A 20,252-nucleotide genomic window follows, 5' to 3' on the forward strand; every position below is an offset into this window, starting at 1 on the left:
GTCGTCGCTCGTCGTCCGGGAGGACCGGGCGATCACGGGAAGTGACGCGCCAGTAGCTCGGCGTCCTCACAGCGCGAGGGCACCTCGCCGAACCAATCCGCCTCCCGGATCTCGGTCGCGTCCGCGCCGAGGTCCTCGCCGAGGTCGGGGTCCGCCGCGTGAGCCTCGAAGACGACGAACTGGCCCGAGGTCGAGTCGCCGCCGTGGACGAACGTCGGCTCGACGACTTCGAGGGGTCGCTCGACTGTCACCGAGAGCCCCGTCTCCTCTCGGACCTCCCGGACCGCGGCCGATCGGAACGGTTCGCCGGGCGCTGGCTTCCCGCCGGGGAGCACCCAGCCGTCGCTCCACCGGTTGCGAACGAGCGCGACCCGGCCCGCGCCGTCGCGGACCAGCGCCCGGACCCACCGATCCGGGCCGGCGGCGACGGTCTCGAACTCGCCGGCGTCGAGTCGGACCGTCCGGGTCGTCGTCGGCACGTCCCAGCGATCCGCGAACGCTTCGCCCGTCACGAGTCGCTCCCGTTCGTCGTCCCGTACAGGCTCGTCTCGACGGTGATCCCCGAGGGCATCGCGTCCTCGACGTACGCCGCCTCGCCGCCGCACCGATCGGCGATCAGACACGCCTCGCGGTACGGCGACAGCGCGAGGACCTCGCCCCCGTCGCTCCGGACCGGCAGTTCGAGCCGATAGGAGAACCCGCCGCCGGTCGCGTCGCTCACGAACACCTGCAAGACCACCTCGTCCGCGCCGGCGACCGGGACCGTGCGCTCGTCGCCGACCGCCGAGACCGCGGGGCCGGCGAGGCCGGCCGACCCGTCGGTCACCCGGAGGTCGACCGAGAGGGTGGCCGGCGTGGCGTTCGTCGCGTAGTAGGCGGTTCCCTCGTCGGTCGAGAGCCGGGCCGACACCCGGTCGGCGCGAGGCGGCAGTCCGAACGAGGCCGCCACCCCGACCGCCTCGCCCCGGGCGGTCCGGACCTCGCGGAGCGTCGGCTCGACCGGATCGCCGTAAGTTGGACTCCACTGGCCGCGATAGGCGTAGCGGTAGTAGGTCCGGTTCGGGTGCGCGTCGGTGACCGCGAAACGCTCGGGCCCGTCGTCGATCGCGTACACCGTCTCGCCGTCGAAGCCGGGATCGTTGCGAAGGTGCTGGAAGGGATGGCCGAGCCAGTCGCCGTACGGCGTCGGGACGAACACGACCGCGTTCGACAGTTCGCGGTCCTCGAACGGCTGGTAGGCCCGCTCGTAGCGGTCGGTGACCTCGGCGTTCGCCGAGAGCGGGGGCGCGGCCGCCGCCCCCGCGGCGCCCGCGAGCACCAGCGCACCGGCGAGCCCGACGGCCGCGAGCGACGCCCGAGGCCGGGCGGTGCGCGCGGCCAGATCGCGGGCCCGACCGAACCCGAGGACGACCGCGTGGGCGCCGAACGCCGCGGTCGAGACGAGGAGGTCGAAGTGGTAGTACGGCCCGAGCATCGAGACGAGCCCGTCGTCGGGATCGGCGAGATCGCCGAGGATGTTGAAGTTCCCCCAGAAGTAGACGTTGCCCGCGATCACCGAGACGAACAGGCCCGCGAGGACGGCCTGCAACTGGAGGTCGGTGAGCGCCGGCGATCGGTCGGGGTCGGTTCCGGCGTCTTGGCGAGTCGCCTCGGCGCGATCGCTCGCGAGACGGGCCCGGAGCGTCCCGGCGCGGTCGACCGCGCGCAGTCCGAAGGCGCCGAGCCCGACGGTCGCGAGCAGGCCGCCGAGGGGCGCGGCGACGACCCACTCGCCGAACAGCGTCGCGACCACCTTCGCGTTGGCTTCGAGCGCTACCTCGGGAGTGTAGGTCAGCGCGTGCCCGAGGATCCGGCGGTCGCCGAACCCGAGGCCGTCGCGGGGTGCGAACGCCTCGTAGGGAAACAGCCACGCCGAGCCGGTCACGACGGCGTTGTACGCGAGCGCCGTGCCGACCCCCGAGAGGCCGACGAGCGCGGTCGGCGCGAGCCGAGCGAGCGCCCTCCGCGCGAGCGCGCGGCCGTGGGCGAGCCCGGCGACCACCGAGTAGCAGGCGTGGGCGATAAACGGCGTCGCGAACAGCACCGCGGTGTAGGGTCGCGCGAAGAACGCGACGCCGACTCCGAGGCCCGCCAGCGCGGCGTAGCCGTAGGTCCGGCGTTTCGCCCCGCTTGCGGCCGCTCGGGCGGCCCGCACGTACGCCACCGCGAACAGCAGGTTCCAGAACGTCGTGGGCGCGTACGGCAGAAAGACCGACGAGTCGACGAGAAAGAGCGGCGAAGCGAGGACGAACGCGCCAGCGAGCAGGCCGGTCGGGCGGTCGAACGCCGCGCTGGCGAGCAGGGTCGCCAACCCGACGATGCCCGCGGCGACCAGCGCCAGCGCGATCCGGTAGCCCCCGAGCAGTTCGCCGACCGCGAACATCGCGGCCGGCACCGGCGAGTACTTCGGGTAGAGCCGGCCGGCGTCTTCGACGAAAAACCACGGTCGGAACGCGTCGGAAACCGGCGGCCGCAAAAAGAGCTCGCCGTCCAGCAACATCGCGGCCTGCTGGAGGTAGACGCCCTCGTCGTGGTTGAGGGTGTGGTACGGAAACAGGTCGGTCGCGAGGACGAACACGACCAGCCCCGAGAGGGCCGCGAGGCCGGTCGAGAGGAGTCGGAACCGACGGCGGTTCATCGGGTGCCGGGGCGCTCGGCGCGGCGCTCGGTCCCCTCGGGGGCCTCCTCGCGGGGCGGATACCACGCCAGCGTGTGGTCGGCGACGAGTTCGACGCCGACCGGCTTGCCGATGTCGAGTTCCGTGACGTGGTTGTGCTGGCAGTGGACCACGTCGCCGTTCCCGAGTTCGACGCGGTAGACGAACGACGGGCCGGTGTACTGGCGGTGGATGATGTGGCCGTCGGCCTCGGACTCGCCGACGACGGTCGCTTCGAGGTCGTCGGGTCGGACCAGCACGTCGAGGTCCGTGCCGACGTACTCCTCCGAGAGGCCGTTGAGCCGCTGGGGTCGGAAGGTGCCGATCGGCGTCTCGATGGTATCGTCGTCGTACTTCCCCGAGAGGAAGCCGGCCTGCCCGAGGAACGACGCGACGAACCGCGACTCGGGGTGTTCGAAGACGCTCTCCGGGCGGCCGATCTGCTCGACCCGCCCGTCGTCCATCACCGCCACGCGGTCGGAGATCGAGAGCGCCTCCTCCTGGTCGTGGGTGACCGAGACCGCGGTCACGCCGGCCTCCTTGAGGATCGAGCGGACCTCCTCGCGCATCTCGACGCGCAGGCGAACGTCAAGGTTCGAGAACGGCTCGTCGAGCAACAGGATGTCGGGCTCGGGCGCGAGCGAGCGCGCGAGCGCGACCCGCTGGCGCTGGCCGCCCGACAGCTCGTCGGGTGTGGCCTCGCGGTGGGCCGCCAGGTCCACGAGGTCGAGGAGTTCGGTGATCCGCCGGTCTTTCTCGTCGTCGGTCGCGTCGGTCAGCCCGAACGCGACGTTCTCGGCGACGGTCAGATGCGGGAACAGCGCGAAGTCCTGGAAGACCAACCCCACGTCGCGGCGCTCGGGCGGGACGTGCGTCGACCCGTCGGCGACCGTCTCGCCCGCGAGCCGGACCGACCCCGCGTCGGGGCGTTCGAGCCCGGCCATCATCCGCAGGGTGGTGGTCTTCCCACAGCCCGACGGACCCAGCAGGGTGAGCAGTTCGCCCTCGCGGACGGTCAGCGAGAGCGAGTCGACCGCCGTCTCCGGGCCGTACTCCTTGCGGACCCCGTCGAGCCGGAGCACCTCCTCGGCGGTGGGGCGGCCGGTCGCCGTCGGTCGGTCACCGTCGCTACGCGCCGTCTCGCCGTCGTTCGACAGTTCGCTATCCATCTTTCTGACCCTCCTGTCGTACGAGACTGCCGTCCTGTTTGAGGAGGACGAGCATCGAGAGCCCCGAGACCGCGACCAGGACCAGCGCCGGCACGGCGGCCTGTCCGTAGTAGCCTGCGTCCTGCACGCGCCAGATGTAGGTGACCAGGGTTTCAAAACCTGTCGGACGAAGGAGGAGCGTCGCGGGCAGTTCCTTCATGCTCGTCAGGAACACCAGCGCCGCGCCCGCGACCACGCCCGGCGCGATCAGCGGCAGGGTGACCCGACGGAAGGTACGGCCCGGCGACTCGCCGAGGGTCCGTGCGGCCTCGGTGAGCTTCGCGTCGACCTGGAGCACCGACGATCTGGTGGTGCCGACCGCCTGCGGGAGGAATCGGACGACGTAGGCGAACACCAACAGCGGGACGATGCGGTACGGCGTCGGCCCGTACGACGACCCGAAGTAGACGAGCGAGATGCCGAGCACGATGCCCGGAGTGGCGTAGCCGACGTACGTCGCGCGGTCGAACAGCGAGGTGAGCGTCGACCGGTAGCGCGCGGCGAGGTAGGCGACCGGGACCGCGGCGAAGATCGAGACCGCGGCCGCGAGCGCAGAGACGTACGTCGAGTTCCAGCCGTACGTCCACTCGAACGCGAAGCCGCCGCCGGTGTAGCCCGGGCCGCTCCGGACGAGCCACATGAACAGCACGCCAAGCGGCACCGCGAGCGCGAGGGCCGCGACCGCGCTACACAGAAACAGCGCCGGGATCTTCCACGCGCCGAGCGACGTCCGGGTGGTCCGGTTGCCGCCGGCGTAGTTCTCGCCCGCGTCGCCGATCCGGGATTCGAGCGCGACGATCACCGCGGTCACCGCGAGGAGTTCGAGCGACAGCAGGGCGGCGGTGTCGCGACCGAACGTGTTGAACTCGACGTAGATGGCCTGCGTGAACACGCCGTAGTGCATGATCGACGGCGTCCCGAAGTCCGAGAGCGTGTACAGCGCGACCAGTAGCGCGCCCGCCGCGACTCCCGGCGCGATCTGCGGGAGGGTGATGTGGCGGAACGCCGACAGCCGCGAGTGGTTGAGGGTGCGGGCGGCCTCGATCAGCGTCCCGTCGAACGACAGGAGCGCCGAGCGAGTCGTCAGAAACACGTAGGGGTAGACGAACAGCGTGAGTACGAGCGCCGTGCCCGCGAAGCCGTAGATCTGGGGGAGCGACTCGACGCCGAGCGGCGCCAGTACGTCGGCGAGCGCCCCGCGAGGCCCGAACGCCGACACGAACGCGAACGCGCCGATGTAGCTCGGGACGACGAGCGGCAACGAGAGGACGACCGTCCAGAACCGCCGGAACGGCAGATCGGTCTCGACGGTCAGGACCGCCAGCGGGACGCCGAGCAGGACGCAAGCCACCGTGACCGTCGTCACGAGAGCGACGCTGTTGACGAGTATCTCGACCATCGAGGGCCGGGTGAGCGTCTCGATCGACGACTCGACGCCCACCTCGCCGGCCCGGAGCAGGATCCAGAGGATCGGCGAGACCACCGCCACGGCGATGCCGGCGCTCAGCAGGGTGAGCCCGAACGGGAGCGAGTCGTCCTCGGCGGACTCGGCGAACCCCATCCCGGTGCGTTTGGCGAGTCGTTCGAGCCGGTCGAGCACCGTCATCTCAGAGGACGCCGACGTCTCGCATCAGGCGCAGGGTCGGTTCGATGTTCGAGAGCTCGCCGAGGTCGAGTTCGGGCGGATTGAGCTCGTCGATCGACGGCAGACCGCCGACCGGCGGCACGCCCGGAATCATCGGGTACGAGTAGGCCGTGGTCGCGAAGAACTCCTGGGCCTCGACCGAGTGCAGGTGCGCGATGAAGTCGGCCGCGAGCTCCTGTTTGCCCGACCCCTTCATGATCTGGGCGCCGCTGACGTTGATGAGCGACGCCGCGTCGCCGCTCGTGAACGCGAGGTCGATCGGCGCGTCGGGACGGGCCGCCTTCACCCGGAGGACGTAGTAGTGGTTGGCGAACCCGGCCGCGATCTCGCCGTCGGCGATGGCGTTCGAGGTGAGGAACTCGTCGGGGTACTCGGTGACGTTCTGCTCGAGCATTCCCCGGAGCCACTGCTTGGTCTCGTCCTCGCCGTTGAGCTGGCGCATCGCGGTCACGAACGACTGGAACGCGCCGTAGGTGGGCGCCCAGCCCATCGAGCCGGCGAGCGCGTCGGTCTCGGGGAACTCCATCACGTCGTCGGGGATGTCGTCGGCCGAGAGCTCGTCGGTGTTGTACGGGATGCTACGGGCGCGACCGGCCACGCCGACCCACTGGTCGTTCGGGTGGAACGTGTCCGGGACCGGGTCGGTCACGCGCGAGGGCAACTCGGCGGTGATTCCCTGATCGGCGACGTACGCGAGCGACCCCGCGTCGACCGCCCAGAACACGTCGGCCGAGCTTGACCCGCCCTGGGACTCCTCGGCGATGGTGTTGGCGAGCTGGGAGGTGGGTGCGGACCTGACCTTCGGGTCGAAGTCCGGGTAGAGGGCGTCCAGTTGGTCGAGGAGGTCGACGTAGAGGCCGCCCTCTCCGCCGCCCAGATACACGTTCAGCGTCCCCGACAGGTCGGGCAGTTCCTCCATCCGAGTCCCCGAGAGGTCGGGGCGTTCTTCCACGAGCGGCCCCGATCCCTGAAACGACTCGACGTCCGCGCCCGCGTCCGGCTGGGTCGTGGCGGTGGTTTCGGTCTCCTGATCCGAACCGCCCGTACAGCCCGCGAGCGCGGTCGCGGCGGCCGCGCTCATCGCCAGAAATCGGCGTCTGTTAGAGGTTCCTCTGTCTGCCATCTCTAGTTAGATTAGGCCAGCCTAAAACCCTTATACCTACTGGTTTCTTTCCTCAGTCGTCCGCGGGCACGCGGGGGGTCTGGAGGGGTTCGAGTTCGTCGAGGGTCGCCAGCCAGTCGAGCATGTATTCGCCGACGTAGTTGAAGAAGGCGCCGTTGTTGTACGCCTCGAAGTCGCCCGTCGCGAGCGCGGTCGCCATCGCCTCGAAGACTCCGGCGTAAGTGTCTCGATCGGCGCCGACGTCGTCGACGACCGCCCAGAGGTGTTCGTTGAGTTCGAGGCCCGGCACCTCGTTGGTGAGATCGTCGAACGTACTCCGGGCGGCCTTGTTGTGCTCGCAGAGCGGGCCGCCGTTGTAGATGCGCTTGCCGAGCACGTCGCAGGCGCGCTTGAGGAACACTCCCGACCAGATGTCGTCGAACCGGCCGACCTCCCACCGGTTGTCGTCCATCGGGAGCTGGTAGAACGCGGGCACGACCTCCCGGCGGAACGCGAGGTTCATCGAGCAGACGGTGAGGTAGTTGCCCCGCGCGGCCACGAAGTCGCCGTCGTAGTCGTCGGCGGTGGTCCGGGTCCGAGCCTGCCCTTGGAGGTCGCCGTCCATCAGAATCCGGACCGCGTCGAGGTCGGGGACGTTGGTCCACAGCCCCTGGGAGGCCACCACGTCCGAGATCTCGGTCGCGTCGGTCGCGACGGTCTCGTCCATCGCCGAGTAGGGGTACCCCCGGGGGTAGAGGCCGTGGTCGTCGTGGTTCTGGTACAGGACGTTGACCCAGTTCTCGTCGGAGGAGACCGTCTCGATCTCGCCCTCGTACGCGAGGTTCCGGAGGTGGCGCCCGAAGAAGTCGGCGTCGTCGTGGGGCAGAGTGTCGTCGTCGATGAAAAAGCCGTACTCGAAGTCGTTGGCCCACAGGTAGAGCAGGCCGAAACTCGTCTCGGCGTGGCTGGCGGCCGGCACGACGTGGTCGTACTCGGCGATCCCCTTCGCCTCGTACCACGCCTCGCGGCGCGCGCCGTCGAACACCTCGCCCGAGACGCCCTCTTCGTCGAGCATCGCCCGCATGGCGTCGGTCTCACAGAAGTCTTCGGTCACGAGCACGACGTGGAGCCGATCGAGGTCGAAGCCGTGCTCGCGGGCGTTCTCGAAGTACGCCCGCATGCACTCGTACTCGCGGATCGTCGGCACGATCACGCAGATATCTGGACTCGCGGTCATTCGATACTCCCTAGTGGTTTAGGGTGGCCTAAAAAGATATCCATTCGCGCCGGCGCGACGCCCGGTCACCGCCACCCGGAGTTAAGGGCCGTCCCGTCGATACGTCGGGTAAGATGGACCGAGACAAACTGGAGTTTTGGGGCGGTGCCGCGCTCTTGGTGCTCGCGGGCGTGACCCTGTTCGCGCCGCTGATCCTCGCCGCCCGGTACACGCTGGTCCTGCTCGTCGTCGGCGTGCTCGGACTGGCGGCGGGCGCGGTGCTCGTCGGCCTCTCTCGACGCGGGCGCGCGGTGTGACCGCCGGGGGAAGTTTCAAGTAGCGTATCGTTGGTTTTAGGCGTATGTCAGTCGACTACGAGCGCGAACTGGCCGACTTCGAGTGGACGATCCCCGACGACTACACCCTCCCCGCGGTCGTGGCCGACCACGCCGAGGCGTTCGGCGACCGGCTGGCGGTGCGGTACCGCGACGAGGACGGCGGGGAGGCCGAGCGCACGTTCGGGGAGATCGACGCCGACGCGTCGCGGTTCGGGGCCGCGCTCGCCGACCTCGGGGTCGGGAAGGGCGATCGGGTGATGCACCTGTTTCCGCGCCACCCCGACGCGTTCGCGATTCAGGTCGGCGCGCTCGCGCGCGGCGCGTTGCTGGTGCCGTGTTCGGCCATGCTCAAGCCGAAAGACATCGCGTTCCGGGCCAACGACTGCGGGGCCGAGACCGTCGTCGTCCACGAGAGCCTCACCGAGATGGTCGACCCGGTGCTCGACGAGACGCCCGTCGAGCGGGTGATCGTCCTCGACGCCGACGGCGAGCCCGACCGAGAGGACGCTTACGCGTTCTCGGCGCTGATCGAGGGCCAGTCGGCCGACCACGACGGCCCCCGACTGGGCGCCGACGACCCCATGTCGATCAACTACACCAGCGGCACCACCGGCCAGCCGAAGCCGGTGCTCCACCGCCACCGGTGGATTCGGTGCTTCGAGCGGATCAACGGCCGGTACTGGTGGGGCGTCGACCGCGACACCGACTTCGACGACGAACTGCTGTGGGCGACCACCGGCACCGGGTGGGCGAAGTGGTTCTGGAGCCCGGTCGGGGTGGCGCTCGCGACCGGCGCGCCCCAGTTCGTCTACGAGGGCGAGTTCGACGCCGCCACCTACCTCGACCTGCTGGAGTCAGAAGAGGTCACTCGGCTCTGTGCGGTGCCGACCCAGTACCGGATGTTCACCCAGCGCGAGGACCTCGGGGAGTACGACCTCGCGTTGACCGAGGCGGTGTCGGCGGGCGAGCCGCTGAACCGCGAGCCGATCCAATCGTTCGAGGCGGCGTTCGGGGTCACCCCGCGGGACGGCTACGGCCAGACCGAGACGGTCGCGCTGGTCACCAACTACCCCGGCATCGACGTCAAGCCCGGGAGTATGGGCAAGCCGACTCCGGGCGTGGGCGCGACGCTCATCGACACCCAAGACGAGGCGGAGGTCGGGCCGGGCGAGACCGGCGAGATCGCGGTGCCGGTCGACAGCCCCGCCATCTTCGACGGCTACTACGAGAAGCCGGACCTCGACGCCAAGACGTTCCACGGCGACTACTACCGGACCGGCGACCTCGCGCGCCGCGACGAGGACGGCTACTTCTTCTTCGAGGGCCGAGCCGACGACATCATCATCTCGTCGGGCTACCGGATCGGCCCCTTCGAGGTCGAGGACGCGCTCGTGGGCCACGAGGCGGTCGCGGAGGCCGCCGCGGTCGCCAGCCCCCACGACGAGCGGGGCAACGTCGTCAAGACCTACGTCGTCCTCGCGGACGGCTACGACGGCGGCGAGGAGCTGACCGACGAGCTCCAGGGCTACATGAAAGCCGAGACGGCGCCGTACAAGTACCCGCGCCGGATCGAGTACGTCGAGGAACTCCCTAAGACGTCGAGCGGGAAGATCCGTCGGGTGGAACTCCGCGAGCGCGAGCGCGCGAAGTTCGGGGAGTAGCGCCGGCGGGAGTTTCTTCGCGGTGGGCTCCGAACCCGACGGCTATGACCGACCGCTACGACGCGATCGTCGTCGGCGTCGGCGGGATGGGAAGCGCGACGACGTACTGTCTCGCCGAGCGCGGACTCGACGTCCTCGGGCTCGAACGGTACGACATCCCCCACGAGATGGGCTCCTCGCACGGGGTCACCCGGATCATCCGCAAAGCACAGTACGAGGACCCGGCGTACGTCCCGTTAGTAGAGCGCGCCTACGAGCGCTGGCGCGATCTGGAGGACCGGACCGGCCGGGACCTGCTCTGGGTCACCGGCGGCGTCGACGCCGGGCCGCCGGACAGTCGGGTGTTCGCCGGGTCGAAGGCCTCGTGCGAGGCTCACGGCATCGACCACGAGGTGCTCGACGCACGCGAGGTCAACGAGCGGTTCCCGGGGTACGACCTGCCGGCGTCCCACCGCGCGGTGTACCAGCCCGACGGCGGCTTTCTCGTGCCCGAACAGTGCATCGTCGCCCACGTCGAGGCCGCCCAAGCCGAGGGCGCCGAGGTGCGAGCGCGCGAGCCGGTCGCCGATCTCGTCGCGCTCCCCGACGGCGGCGCCCGCGCGACCACGCCGAAAGGCACCTACGAGGCCGACCGCGCGGTCGTGACGGCTGGCGCGTGGGCGCCGAAACTGGTGCCCGAACTGGCGGGGGTCGCGGTGCCCGAACGACAGGTGCTCGCGTGGCTCCGGCCGACCGCCCCCGAGCGATTCGATCCCGAGAGCTTCCCCGTGTTCGTCCACGCCGCCGACGACGGCCACTACTACGGGTTCCCGCGCCACGACGTGCCGGGGTTCAAGTTCGGGAAGTTCAACCACCTCGGCGAGACCGTCGATCCCGACGCGACCGACCGCGAGCCCCGCCCCGAGGACGAGCGACTGCTCCGGGCGTACGCCGAGCGCCACTTCCCCGAGGGCGCCGGCCCGACCATGAAGCTCGCCACCTGCATGTTCACCAACACGCCAGACGAGCACTTCGTCCTCGATCGGCTCCCCGACCGGCCCCAGATCACGGTCGGCGCGGGCTTCTCGGGCCACGGATTCAAGTTCGCCAGCGCGATCGGCGAGGTGCTCGCGGACCTGTCGGTCGACGGCGAGACCCACCACGACGTCGACCTGTTCGGGCTGGACCGCTTCGAGTGATCGGACGAGCGCCGATCGGTTCAATACGTACCGGGAAAGTTATTTGTCACTCTGCGTCGTACTGTCACCGTGTTTGGACGTTTCCCCTACGAGGCGGAACCCGACGGGGCCGTGTTCGGACCCCACCACTTCTATCTGGGCGTTCTGCTGGTGTTGCTGGCGTGCTGGGTCGTCTCGGACGGCGACGACCGCCGGCCGTGGTTCGTCGCCGGCCTGTCGGTGTTCGCGGTGTTCTCGTTCGCGCTGACCTGGCCCTACTACCCGGAGTTCGGCGCGTTGTGCGTGCTGGCGGCGCTCGCGCTCGCCACGGTGCCGGCGGTCCTGCGACCGCTCTGGTGGCGGACCGGCCTGACCGTACAGGCCGGGCTCCTCGCGGGCCTGTTCGTCGCGTGGGACGACGCGCTGAGCCACGCCCTCGGCTGGCGGACGCCCCTCGACTCGGTGTGGAACGACCACCTCCACTCGTTCGTCTCGGATCCGCAGGTCCCGCCCGGGATCCGGCTACCCCCCGACCTCGAAGCCCTGCTCGTCGAGCAGGTCCGGCACGCGGTCGGCGTGGTCCCCCTGTAGCTCGATCCGGCCGTCGTCGACGGTCCCGCCCGTGGCGAGCTTGCTCTTGAGCTCCGAGGCGAGTTCCTGCAGGTCGACGTTCGACTCGTCGAACCCCTCGACGACGGTGACCGCCTTGCCGTAAGTGCGCTCTTCGGTCTGGACCGACAGTTGTTGTTCGGCCCGGCCCAGATCCTCGTCGATGCCGAGTTCGTCGGGCAGTCCCGAGACGGAACTGATGTCTTCGTCGTCCCCCATGTCCCAAGGGAGACGCCCCACGCGTATCAGCCTTCTCGCGGCGGCCGATCGTTCCGAGGCCTCCGAAATCGACTCCCGGCCGGAACCGAAGCCGGCGATCGGCGATGTTTTCCGTCGGTTTTACGTCACTTCGTGCTATGAGTTCACACATGCTTCGCGCGAAGGGCTCGCTGCTCTCTATCGACCTGACCGCCCGATCGGCGACCACCGAGGAGATCGGCGACGAACTCGCCGCGTTCGTCGGGGGCCGCGGCCTCGCCACCAAACTCGCACACGACCGGACGCCGTTCGACGCCGACCCGCTCGGGCCGGACAACCGGCTGTACTTCACGTCGGGCCCGCTCCAGCAGTCTCGGATGAGCTTCACCGGCCGGATGAACGCCACCGCGGTGTCGCCGCTCACCGACGGCATCCGGTCGACCAACGCCGGCGGCTACCTCTCGCGGAACTTCGTCGAGACGGGCCACCCGGCGGTCGAGATCGTCGGCGAGAGCGACGAACTGCTGGCGGTCCACGTCACCGACGACGGCGTGGAGTTCGAGGAAGTCCCCGAACTCGAGGGCGCGAGCGTCTCGGCGGTCACCGAGTACGTCGAGGGCGTCCGGGACCTCGGGGCCGAGCATCTGGTGACCGCCGGGCCCGCGGGCGAGAACGAGGTCCGGTTCGCCTGCATCATGACCTCCGACACCCGGGCGTTCGGCCGGGGCGGACTCGGCGCGGTGATGGGCGCGAAGGGCGTCAAATGCGTCTCGTTCGACGGCGACTCGGCCCCCGACGTCGAGGTCCCGGACGTCCAGACGGACGTCCACCGCGAGGCCGCCCAGAGCGACGACCTGATGAAACGGCAGGGCACCACCGGGGGCACGGAGTTCATCAACGACGAGTTCTCGCTTCCGACCCGGTACTTCACCGAGTTCTCGTTCGAGCACGTCGAGGACATCGGCGGCGACGCCGTCGAGGAGAAAAAGTACAAGCGGGGCACCTGCTCGCAGTGTGCCTACGGCTGTAAGCTCCCGACCAGAGACGAGGAGACCGGGCTCGAAACCGAGGGCCCGGAGTTCGAGACGGTGATGTCGTTCGGGTCGTGTGCGGGCGTCGGCGACATCGTCGACGTGATGAAATCGAACGACCTCTGTGACGAACTCGGGCTCGATACGATCTCGTGTGGCGTGACCGTCTCGGCGTACCTCGCGGCCGAAGACGAGTTCGGCAACGCCGAGCTGGTCCACGAACTCATCGAGAAGATCGCCCGCAGGGAGGGCGTCGGCGACCTGCTCGCCGAGGGGGTCGACCGGGCCCACGAGGAGCTGGGGGTCGAGAACTGGTCGTCGAAGGGGCTGGAGTTCGCGGCCCACGACGGTCGGGCGATAAACGGGCAGGGGCTGAGCTACGCGACCTCCAACAGCGGGGCCGACCACATGTACTCAGAGATCCTCTCGATGGAGTACTCGGGCGAACTCGACCCCGAAGGCCTCGACGGGAAGGCCCCGGTGCTCGTCGAGTCCGAGAACGCCGCGGCGTTCAAAGACAGCGCGATCGCCTGCGCGTTCTCCAGCGACTACGTCACCGACGAGCGCCTCGGAGAGCTGTTCGGCGCCGACCCCGAGGAGCTGTACGCGATCGGCGGCCGGGTCGTCGAACTGGAGCGCCACTTCAACAACGAGCGGGGGTTCGACCGGAGCGACGACGACCTGCCCTACGACCTGCCGGACTTCGAGGCGGCGTTAGACGAGTACTACGCCGAGCGCGGGTGGAACGAGGACGGGACGGTGCCCGATCGGAAGGTCGAAGCCGCCGACTGAGCCGCGAGTGCGCTCGCGAGCTCCGCCCGGACGGCCGCGGGCTCACCCGCCGTGGATCGGGGTCGTGAAGCTCACCGAGTCGCCGTCGGCGAGTTCTGTGTCGGCCTTCGCGCGGTCGCCGCCGTTCAACAGCGCGCGCACGCCGGTCCGTATCTCGCCGGACTCGTCGAGTAGCTCGCCGTCGAGTGCCGGCCGGTCGTCGGCGACCCGAGCGACCGCGTCGCGTAGCGTCGCACCCGCCGGGAGCGACACCGCGAGTGACTTCCGGTCGACCGACTCGCGGAACGGCGCGTAGAAGACGAGCTCGACCGAGATCGTCTCGACTGGCTCGCTGGTCGGCGGGCCGTCGCTCGCCGGTGGGTCGTCGGCGTCCTCGTTGGCCGGGGCCATTGGTCGTCTCGACGTTGGGGTCCGGGGCGTCTTATCGTTTTCTCGACGGCTTCCGGGTCGATCCCCGGATTATAAATCCACACTCCCCATTCGGCCCACACATGGACCGTGTCGCAATCATCGGTGCCTCGATGACCGCGTTCGGCGAGCGCGAGGCGTGGATCCGCGACCTCCTCGCGGAGGCCGGCCGTGAGTGCCTCGACGACGCCGGCGTGGCCCCAGACGAGGTCGAACACCTGTACGTCTCGAACATGGCAAGCGGCGAGTTCGAGGGCCAGACCGGCGTTCCAAACGCCTTGGCCCACGACCTCGGCGCGGTGCCGGCCTACACCCAGCGCGTCGACCAGACCAGCGCGTCGGGCGGGGCCGGCATCTACGCCGCGTGGCAGTCGGTGGCCTCGGGCGCCTCCGAACTGACCCTGCTGGTCGGCGGCGAGAAGATGACCCACCGCACGACGGCGGAGGCGACCGACGTGATCGCGTCGCTGACCCACCCCGCCGAGTACAAGCACGGCGTGACCCTGCCGAGCTTCGCGGGGCTGACCGCCCGCCGATACCTCCACGAGTACGACGCCCCCCGCGAGAGCCTCGCGAAGGTCGCGGTCAAGAACCACCGCAACGGGCTCGACAACCCACACGCCCAGTTCCGCAAAGAGGTCGACGTCGAGACGGTGATGGACTCGCCGATCGTCGCCGACCCCCTGCGGCTCTACGACTTCTGTCCGATCACCGACGGGAGCGCGGCGCTGCTGTTGTGCCCCGAATCGGTCGCCCGGGAGATGGGCGCACCGTACACCGTCGTCTCGGGGATCGGCGGCGCGACAGACACCCACGTCGTCCACGAGCGCGCGGATCCGACGGTGATGGGCGCGGCCGTCGAGAGCTCCGACCGAGCCTACGCGATGGCCGACCGCGAACCCGAGGACGTCGACGTGGCGGAGCTCCACGACATGTTCACGATCCTCGAATTCCTCCAGAGCGAGGCGGTCGGGTTCTTCGAACAGGGCGAGGGCTGGAAGGCCGTCGAGGAGGGGGTGACCGACCGAGACGGCGACCTCCCGATCAACACCTCGGGCGGCCTCAAGTCGAAGGGCCATCCGCTGGGCGCCAGCGGGGTCGCACAGGCCTACGAACTCCACCAGCAGGTGCTCGGCGACGCCGGTCCCCGGCAGGTCGAGGCGGAGGTCGGCCTCGCGTGCAACGTCGGCGGGTTCGGCAACTGCGTGACCACCACCCTCGTGGAGGCACCCTGAGATGAGCTTCGACGCACATCGCTGTCCGAACGGCCACCTGACCTACCCGGGACACGAGCGGTGTCCCGACTGTGGCCGGCCCCAGACCGAAACCGTCGACCTCGCCGACGAGACCGCGACGGTCGTGACGTGGACGGAAAACACCGCGACCCCGCCGGGGGTGCGCCGGCCGAACTCGCTCGCGATCGTCGAGTTCGACGTCGAGGGCGAGTCGGTGCGTGCGATCGGTCAGGTGACAGCCGACGCCGACGTCGAGATCGGCGACGAGGTCCGGCCGGTGTACGCCGAGCAACTCCGGGATCCGGACGCCGGCATCCGCGAGCCCGAGAGCCAGTCGTGGGACGGCTATCGGTTCGAGCCGGTCTGAGCGAGCGTTTAGGCGAGCGGGACGGCTCGAACCGAAGAAGTCCGAACCCATCTGGGCGGCCGCGTGCGAGCGTTCGGTTCGACTCCGGGCGAGACGACCTCTATCCAGCAATCGATCGATGCGGCGACCCCATTCATATAAGAAAAACTTCATAACTGGAGTTCAGTAAGCCGCGCTACAAAAATGTAGTTCAGATTATAGTTATGGCGCGCCGGGTCGTGGATCGAAACGTGATGAGACCACCACGACGAGATCCCCTTCGGGATCCACGGCCGAACCACGGTGTCCCGCGCACCGTCCTCGGCGCGGTCGCGGCGACAGTGCTGATTCCCGGGCTGGTGATCGCGGTCCTCTACCCCGTCGCGGCGGTGAGCGTCGTCGTCTCGGGGATCGGCGCGGCCCTCGCCATCGGGGCACTCGTCCGACGCTATCGAGTCCGCAGGCGTCGGGGACGGACCCGAGAGGTCTGCGTTCCGAAGACGGGCGTCTGTGTCGAGGTGTAGCGCCGAAGCGAACCTCGTTTAAGTAGTTCTGGCGACAAGGAGTAGATACGAGCGACCCGACGCGGACCTCGTCCGTCGTCTTTTCCCGACCGACCGCCCGACGGAGCCGACCGGCCGTCGATTTCTCGCCGATGCTCTCGTCGGTCGCGTCGGTGGTCGCCGCGTTCGACCGTGTGTCACCGCCCCAATACCTTAAAAACCGATAGATTGACATTGAGTCGATGGTCGGGTTCAGGTATGTTCCCGCCGGGCCACTACGGAATGGCGCTCGCGCTCTACGCGGTCGTCGGAGCGCTCGTGTTGCGCCGGGGGTACGTCCGCGACGCCCTCTCGGGGGGCGCCATCGTCCTCGCGTACACGCTGTTTCCCGACGTGGACGGCAAACTCGAGTTCGTGGTCCACCGCGGCGTGACCCACACGCTGTGGTTCGCCGCGGCGGTCGGCCTCTTCTGTGTTCTGGTCGTGGCGTCCGATCTGCGCGGCCGCTCGGGTCGGTCGGCGGTGGCGGGCGCGTGCTGGGCGTTCTTTCTCGGCTCGTTCGCCGTCGTCGCGCACCTCGCGGCCGACCTGCTGAACCCGTGGGGCGTGATGCCGTTCTACCCGGTGACGCCGGCACTCTACTCGCTCGACGTGGTGCGAGCGACCAACCCGGCCGCCAACTACGCGATGCTGGCGGGCGGCCTCTGCATCGGGGCGACCGCGTGGACGCTCGCGCACCCCGCCGGCGCTCGCGCGTCGCTCGCGGTGCGGTTGTATCGACGACTCCGGGGCGAGGTCGCGGTCGCCGAGTGATCAGGCGGCGTTCGAGTCGCCGCCGTCGCCGTCACTGCCGTCGGCGTCGGTCCCATCGTCGGTATCGTCACTGTCTTGGCCGTCAGTCCCAGCGTCGGCTTCGGCGCTGTCTTCGCCGTCGGTAGCGGCGCTATCGTCGCCGTCCGACCCGTCTCCGTCCGCGCGTCGGTCGCCGTCGAGTTCGTCCTTGATCGACCGGAGTTCCGCGTCGACGTCGACCTGCGGCTCCCCGGCGTCGTCTTCCGCGTCGTCTTCGTCCCGGTCGTCGGGGTCGCCGACCTCGATGGTCGTCGCGCCGTCGAGGTCGTCGCGGTCGCGCCGATCGTCGCGGGTGTCGCGGTCGTCTCGCCGGGGGTTGCGGGCCTCGTCGGCGTCCGCGCGACTCTGCTCGACGCGGTCGCGGATCTCGCGGTTGATCCGGCGCGCGTCGTCGAGGATGTCGCGGGCCTCGCCGTCGCGCGGGAGGTCTGACTCCCGGATCGTGGCTTCGACGTCTTCGAGCGCGTCCTCCAGCCGGTCGAGGGTGGCTCGGCTCGCGTCGGCGGCCCGGGATTCGAGCCGGTCGCGCTCCTCGCCGACCGCGCTCCGTTCGGGGTCCACGACCCGGATGATCCGTTCGAGCGCCTTCAGCGCCCGGATGTTCGCTTCGAGGACCGAGATGGTGGTCGGGATCGCGTACTCGCCGGTGAACGACAGCACCTCGCGGGGCGTCGGCGGTCGCGGCAGGCCGCCCGGTCCCCGGGGCGGCTCGCCGAGTTCGTCCCGGAGCTCGCGGACCCGATCCTCGAGCTCGCGCACCCGTTCTTCCAGTTCCTCGCGGTCGCGGTCGTCTCTCATGGTCGGGCCTTCGTGTCGCACCGTAAAGAGCTTGGCCGCTCAAAAGCCCTCCCGGAGGAAGACCTCTCGCTCGGGATACATGGCCGCGAGCGTCCCGCGGACCGCCGGCGTGCGGACCGCCAGATCGCCCAGTCGCTCGGCGTCGGAGACCGAGTGATAGCCGACGTACACCTGAGCGAGCGTGGAGACTCCGACGGTCGCGTCGGGGGCCGCGTCGGCGGGGTCGCAGGTGGCCGCGCCGTCGGCCACCGCGATCCGGAACCGCCGGTCGTTCCAGTCGGCCAGCGGATCCGAGACCCCGAGGACGAACTCCCCGTCGACGCCGGGGTAGTCGAGCGCCTCGACCGCGGCCGGCACGTCGACGAGCCGGACCATCGGCCCGGGCCGCACCTCGCAGTCGACCCGCGCGGGGTCTTCGGCCTCGTCGAGCAGGCTCGCGTCGTGTGGCCCGTGAACCGCGACGGTCTCGACCTGCGAGTCGTGGTTCGCGAGGAATCGCAGGAGATTGAGGAACGCCTCGCGGTCGGCGTGGGCGAGTTCGAGCGCGACGAGCCGGTTGCCGTCGCCGTCGTCGTCGATGCGGTAGACGACGAACCCGCGGGGCTCGCCGTCCCGCTCCCACGCGTAGACGTAGGGGTCGGTCTGCCAGCTCTCGAAGACGCGCTTTCGCCACCACTCCTCGGTGCGGTCCATCGTCAGCTCGAACCGCTCGCCGTGGGCCGCCAGGACCGGGTCGAGGTCGGCCCAGTCGTCGGGCTCGACCCGCCGGAACGCGCCGACCGACTCGTCGTCGCCGGCCTCGCGAGCCGCCTCGCGGGCGAATTCGAGCGCTTCGGGCGGGCACTCGAACCGGGTCCACTTGTTCGCGAGCCCCCAGCCCTGTCGCTCGTAGAAGGGGTGTTTGAACGCCCAGAGGGCGGTGAGGTAGTCTCCCCGGTCGCGGTACTCTTCGAGCGAGGCCCCGAGCAGGCGGGCCACGTTGCCCTGTCGGCGGTGTTCCGGGGGCGACGCGACCGCCGAGAGCCCGGGCATCTCGTGTGACCGGCCGCGGAGGCCGACCCGAAACCAGTGGTGGCGACACACCGCGAGCAGGGCCTCGTCGTCGAACAGCCCGCGGGCCTCGCCCGGCTGTTCGGCGGGGTCCCAGTCCGATTCGGCGTCCGGCCCCTCCTGCGGGCTGAACGCGTACCGGAGGTAGTCCTGAAACTGCTCGGTCCGGTCGTCGGGGAGCGGGCGATAGTCCATGTACGGTCGGCCGGCCGGGACCGAGAAATAGCTTACCGAGGTGTGTTACTGGAACCCGCGGCGGTACTGAACCGGCACCTCGACGCGGTCGGTCGCGCCGAGCGCCTCGGCGGCGTGGAGCGCGAAGTACGGGTCCCGGAGGTGCTCGCGGCCGACGATCGCGAGGTCGGCCCGGCCGTTCCGGATCAGGGCGTCGGCCTGCGCCGGCTCGGTGATGCCGCCCACGGCGCCCACGAGCGCGTCGGTGTTCTCGGCGACGCGCTCGGCGTACCGCACCTGGTAGTTCGGGCCGGTCTGGGGGATCTGCTGGTCGGGATGGACGCCGCCCGAGCTCACGTCGATCAGGTCGGCGCCGGCCTCCGCGAGCAGGGGGCCGAGCCGGGCGGTGTCCTCGACGGTCCACGATTCGCGGTCGGGGAGCCAGTCGCTGGCCGAGACGCGGACGAAGACGGGCCGGTCGTCGGGCCACACCTCCCGGACCGCCGCGGTGACCTCCCGGAGGAGTCGAGTCCGGCCCTCGAAGTCGCCGCCGTACTCGTCGTCGCGGTCGTTGGTGACCGGCGAGAGAAACTCGTGGAGCAGGTAGCCGTGGGCGGCGTGAACCTCGGCGACGTCGAAGCCCGCATCGAGAGCGCGCTCGGCCGCGACCGCGAAGTCCTCGACGAGCCCGTCGACGTCGTCGCGATCCATCTTCCGCGTCTCGGCGCGGCCCTCCTCGTAGGGGTACGGCGTCGCGCTCGGCGCCAGCGTCTCCCACCCGCCCTCGTCGGGACTCAGGGGGTCGCTACCGTCCCACGGTCGGGTCTTGCTGGCTTTTCGGCCGGCGTGGGCCAACTGGATCGCGGAGGTCGCGCCCCGGTCGGCGATGAAGTCGGTGATCGGCGCGAGCGCCTCGGCGTGCTCGTCGCTCCAGATGCCGAGGTCGTTGGGCGTGATGCGTCCGCGGGGCTCGACCGCGGTGGCCTCGGTCATCACGATACCGGCGCCGCCGGTGGCCCGACTCCCGAGGTGGACCTCGTGCCAGTCGGTCGCGAGCCCGTCGGTGTCACACGAGTACTGACACATCGGCGAGACCATCACGCGGTTTCGGACGGTCGTCTCTCGAATCGTCAACGGGGCGAACAGATCGTCGGTCATCGGGTGACCCTCGGCGCTCCCCCCTCGAAAGGCCTCGGCTTTCCACCGAACTTGCCGAGAGTTCGGTCGCGGTATT

General features: G+C 69.9%; 20 protein-coding genes. 9 read left to right on the forward strand and 11 right to left on the reverse strand.

Annotated features, from left to right (window positions below):
• Positions 1–32: 32 nt before the first annotated feature.
• From EPY72_RS02595 to EPY72_RS02620, 6 genes are read right to left on the reverse strand one after another with little or no spacing between them, the layout of a single operon-like run.
• The gene (locus tag EPY72_RS02595; RefSeq protein ID WP_135805471.1) at positions 33–512 is read right to left on the reverse strand and encodes an NUDIX hydrolase; all 480 of its coding nucleotides are present in this window, start codon (positions 510–512) and stop codon (positions 33–35) included.
• Positions 509–2,677 (reverse strand): ArnT family glycosyltransferase, encoded by a 2,169-nt coding sequence (locus EPY72_RS02600; protein WP_135805472.1) that lies wholly within the window; start codon positions 2,675–2,677, stop codon positions 509–511. The genes EPY72_RS02595 and EPY72_RS02600 overlap by 4 nt, the downstream gene beginning before the upstream one ends.
• A complete protein-coding gene (locus tag EPY72_RS02605) occupies positions 2,674–3,864 on the reverse strand; it encodes an ABC transporter ATP-binding protein (RefSeq protein ID WP_135805473.1) in 1,191 nt (396 codons plus the stop codon). Before EPY72_RS02605 ends, EPY72_RS02600 begins: the two co-directional genes overlap by 4 nt.
• Positions 3,857–5,464 (reverse strand): ABC transporter permease, encoded by a 1,608-nt coding sequence (locus tag EPY72_RS02610; RefSeq protein ID WP_394346142.1) that lies wholly within the window; start codon positions 5,462–5,464, stop codon positions 3,857–3,859. Before EPY72_RS02610 ends, EPY72_RS02605 begins: the two co-directional genes overlap by 8 nt.
• Before the next feature lie 46 nt (positions 5,465–5,510).
• Entirely contained in the window at positions 5,511–6,671 is a 1,161-nt protein-coding gene (locus EPY72_RS02615; RefSeq protein WP_135805475.1) for an extracellular solute-binding protein, read from the reverse strand.
• Positions 6,672–6,723: 52 nt separating this feature from the next.
• On the reverse strand, positions 6,724–7,887 hold the full coding sequence (locus EPY72_RS02620; RefSeq protein ID WP_134670659.1) for an alpha-1 4-glucan-protein synthase: 1,164 nt from the start codon (positions 7,885–7,887) through the stop codon (positions 6,724–6,726).
• A gap of 113 nt (positions 7,888–8,000) precedes the next feature.
• Between EPY72_RS02620 and EPY72_RS02625 the strand changes: the two genes are divergently transcribed.
• The 4 genes from EPY72_RS02625 (at position 8,001) to EPY72_RS02640 (ending at position 11,613) form a co-directional block, all read left to right on the forward strand.
• Entirely contained in the window at positions 8,001–8,183 is a 183-nt protein-coding gene (locus EPY72_RS02625; RefSeq protein ID WP_134670658.1) for a hypothetical protein, read from the forward strand.
• 44 nt (positions 8,184–8,227) lie between these two features.
• Positions 8,228–9,865 carry an acetate--CoA ligase gene (locus EPY72_RS02630; RefSeq protein ID WP_135805476.1) on the forward strand — a complete coding sequence of 546 codons (1,638 nt, stop codon included), beginning with the start codon at positions 8,228–8,230 and terminating at the stop codon, positions 9,863–9,865.
• 44 nt (positions 9,866–9,909) lie between these two features.
• Positions 9,910–11,043 (forward strand): N-methyl-L-tryptophan oxidase, encoded by a 1,134-nt coding sequence (solA, locus tag EPY72_RS02635; protein WP_135805477.1) that lies wholly within the window; start codon positions 9,910–9,912, stop codon positions 11,041–11,043.
• Between the two features lie 69 nt (positions 11,044–11,112).
• A complete protein-coding gene (locus EPY72_RS02640) occupies positions 11,113–11,613 on the forward strand; it encodes a hypothetical protein (RefSeq protein WP_210423478.1) in 501 nt (166 codons plus the stop codon).
• On the opposite strand, the gene yciH is transcribed toward EPY72_RS02640, so the two are convergent.
• Positions 11,545–11,850, reverse strand: a complete 306-nt coding sequence (gene yciH, locus EPY72_RS02645; RefSeq protein WP_135805478.1) for a stress response translation initiation inhibitor YciH — start codon at positions 11,848–11,850, stop codon at positions 11,545–11,547. The genes EPY72_RS02640 and yciH overlap by 69 nt on opposite strands.
• Before the next feature lie 149 nt (positions 11,851–11,999).
• Here yciH and EPY72_RS02650 point away from each other — a divergent pair, with 149 nt between their 5' ends.
• Positions 12,000–13,652 (forward strand): aldehyde ferredoxin oxidoreductase family protein, encoded by a 1,653-nt coding sequence (locus tag EPY72_RS02650; protein WP_134670684.1) that lies wholly within the window; start codon positions 12,000–12,002, stop codon positions 13,650–13,652.
• 42 nt (positions 13,653–13,694) lie between these two features.
• Here EPY72_RS02650 and EPY72_RS02655 read toward each other — a convergent pair whose 3' ends face one another.
• On the reverse strand, positions 13,695–14,042 hold the full coding sequence (locus tag EPY72_RS02655) for a MoaD/ThiS family protein (RefSeq protein WP_134670654.1): 348 nt from the start codon (positions 14,040–14,042) through the stop codon (positions 13,695–13,697).
• Between the two features lie 101 nt (positions 14,043–14,143).
• Here EPY72_RS02655 and EPY72_RS02660 point away from each other — a divergent pair, with 101 nt between their 5' ends.
• From EPY72_RS02660 to EPY72_RS02675, 4 genes are all read left to right on the forward strand, one after another.
• On the forward strand, positions 14,144–15,295 hold the full coding sequence (locus EPY72_RS02660; RefSeq protein WP_134670653.1) for a thiolase family protein: 1,152 nt from the start codon (positions 14,144–14,146) through the stop codon (positions 15,293–15,295).
• Between the two features lies 1 nt (position 15,296).
• Positions 15,297–15,662 carry a Zn-ribbon domain-containing OB-fold protein gene (locus EPY72_RS02665; protein ID WP_135805479.1) on the forward strand — a complete coding sequence of 122 codons (366 nt, stop codon included), beginning with the start codon at positions 15,297–15,299 and terminating at the stop codon, positions 15,660–15,662.
• Between the two features lie 233 nt (positions 15,663–15,895).
• Positions 15,896–16,165: a hypothetical protein gene (locus EPY72_RS02670; protein WP_134670651.1), complete on the forward strand. Its 270-nt coding sequence runs from the start codon at positions 15,896–15,898 to the stop codon at positions 16,163–16,165.
• A gap of 237 nt (positions 16,166–16,402) precedes the next feature.
• A complete protein-coding gene (locus EPY72_RS02675; RefSeq protein ID WP_135805480.1) occupies positions 16,403–16,957 on the forward strand; it encodes a metal-dependent hydrolase in 555 nt (184 codons plus the stop codon).
• On the opposite strand, the gene EPY72_RS02680 is transcribed toward EPY72_RS02675, so the two are convergent.
• Genes EPY72_RS02680 through EPY72_RS02690 form a run of 3 tightly spaced genes read right to left on the reverse strand, consistent with a single transcriptional unit; the run spans position 16,958 to position 20,176 of the window.
• Positions 16,958–17,794 carry a DUF7547 family protein gene (locus EPY72_RS02680; protein ID WP_210423479.1) on the reverse strand — a complete coding sequence of 279 codons (837 nt, stop codon included), beginning with the start codon at positions 17,792–17,794 and terminating at the stop codon, positions 16,958–16,960.
• A 39-nt stretch (positions 17,795–17,833) separates the two neighbouring features.
• Positions 17,834–19,039 carry a GNAT family N-acetyltransferase gene (locus tag EPY72_RS02685; protein ID WP_135805481.1) on the reverse strand — a complete coding sequence of 402 codons (1,206 nt, stop codon included), beginning with the start codon at positions 19,037–19,039 and terminating at the stop codon, positions 17,834–17,836.
• Positions 19,040–19,084: 45 nt separating this feature from the next.
• Positions 19,085–20,176, reverse strand: a complete 1,092-nt coding sequence (locus EPY72_RS02690) for an NADH:flavin oxidoreductase/NADH oxidase (protein WP_135805482.1) — start codon at positions 20,174–20,176, stop codon at positions 19,085–19,087.
• Positions 20,177–20,252: the final 76 nt, after the last annotated feature.

Origin of the sequence: Halorussus marinus, from assembly GCF_004765795.1 — an archaeon.
Lineage (GTDB): Archaea > Halobacteriota > Halobacteria > Halobacteriales > Haladaptataceae > Halorussus > Halorussus marinus.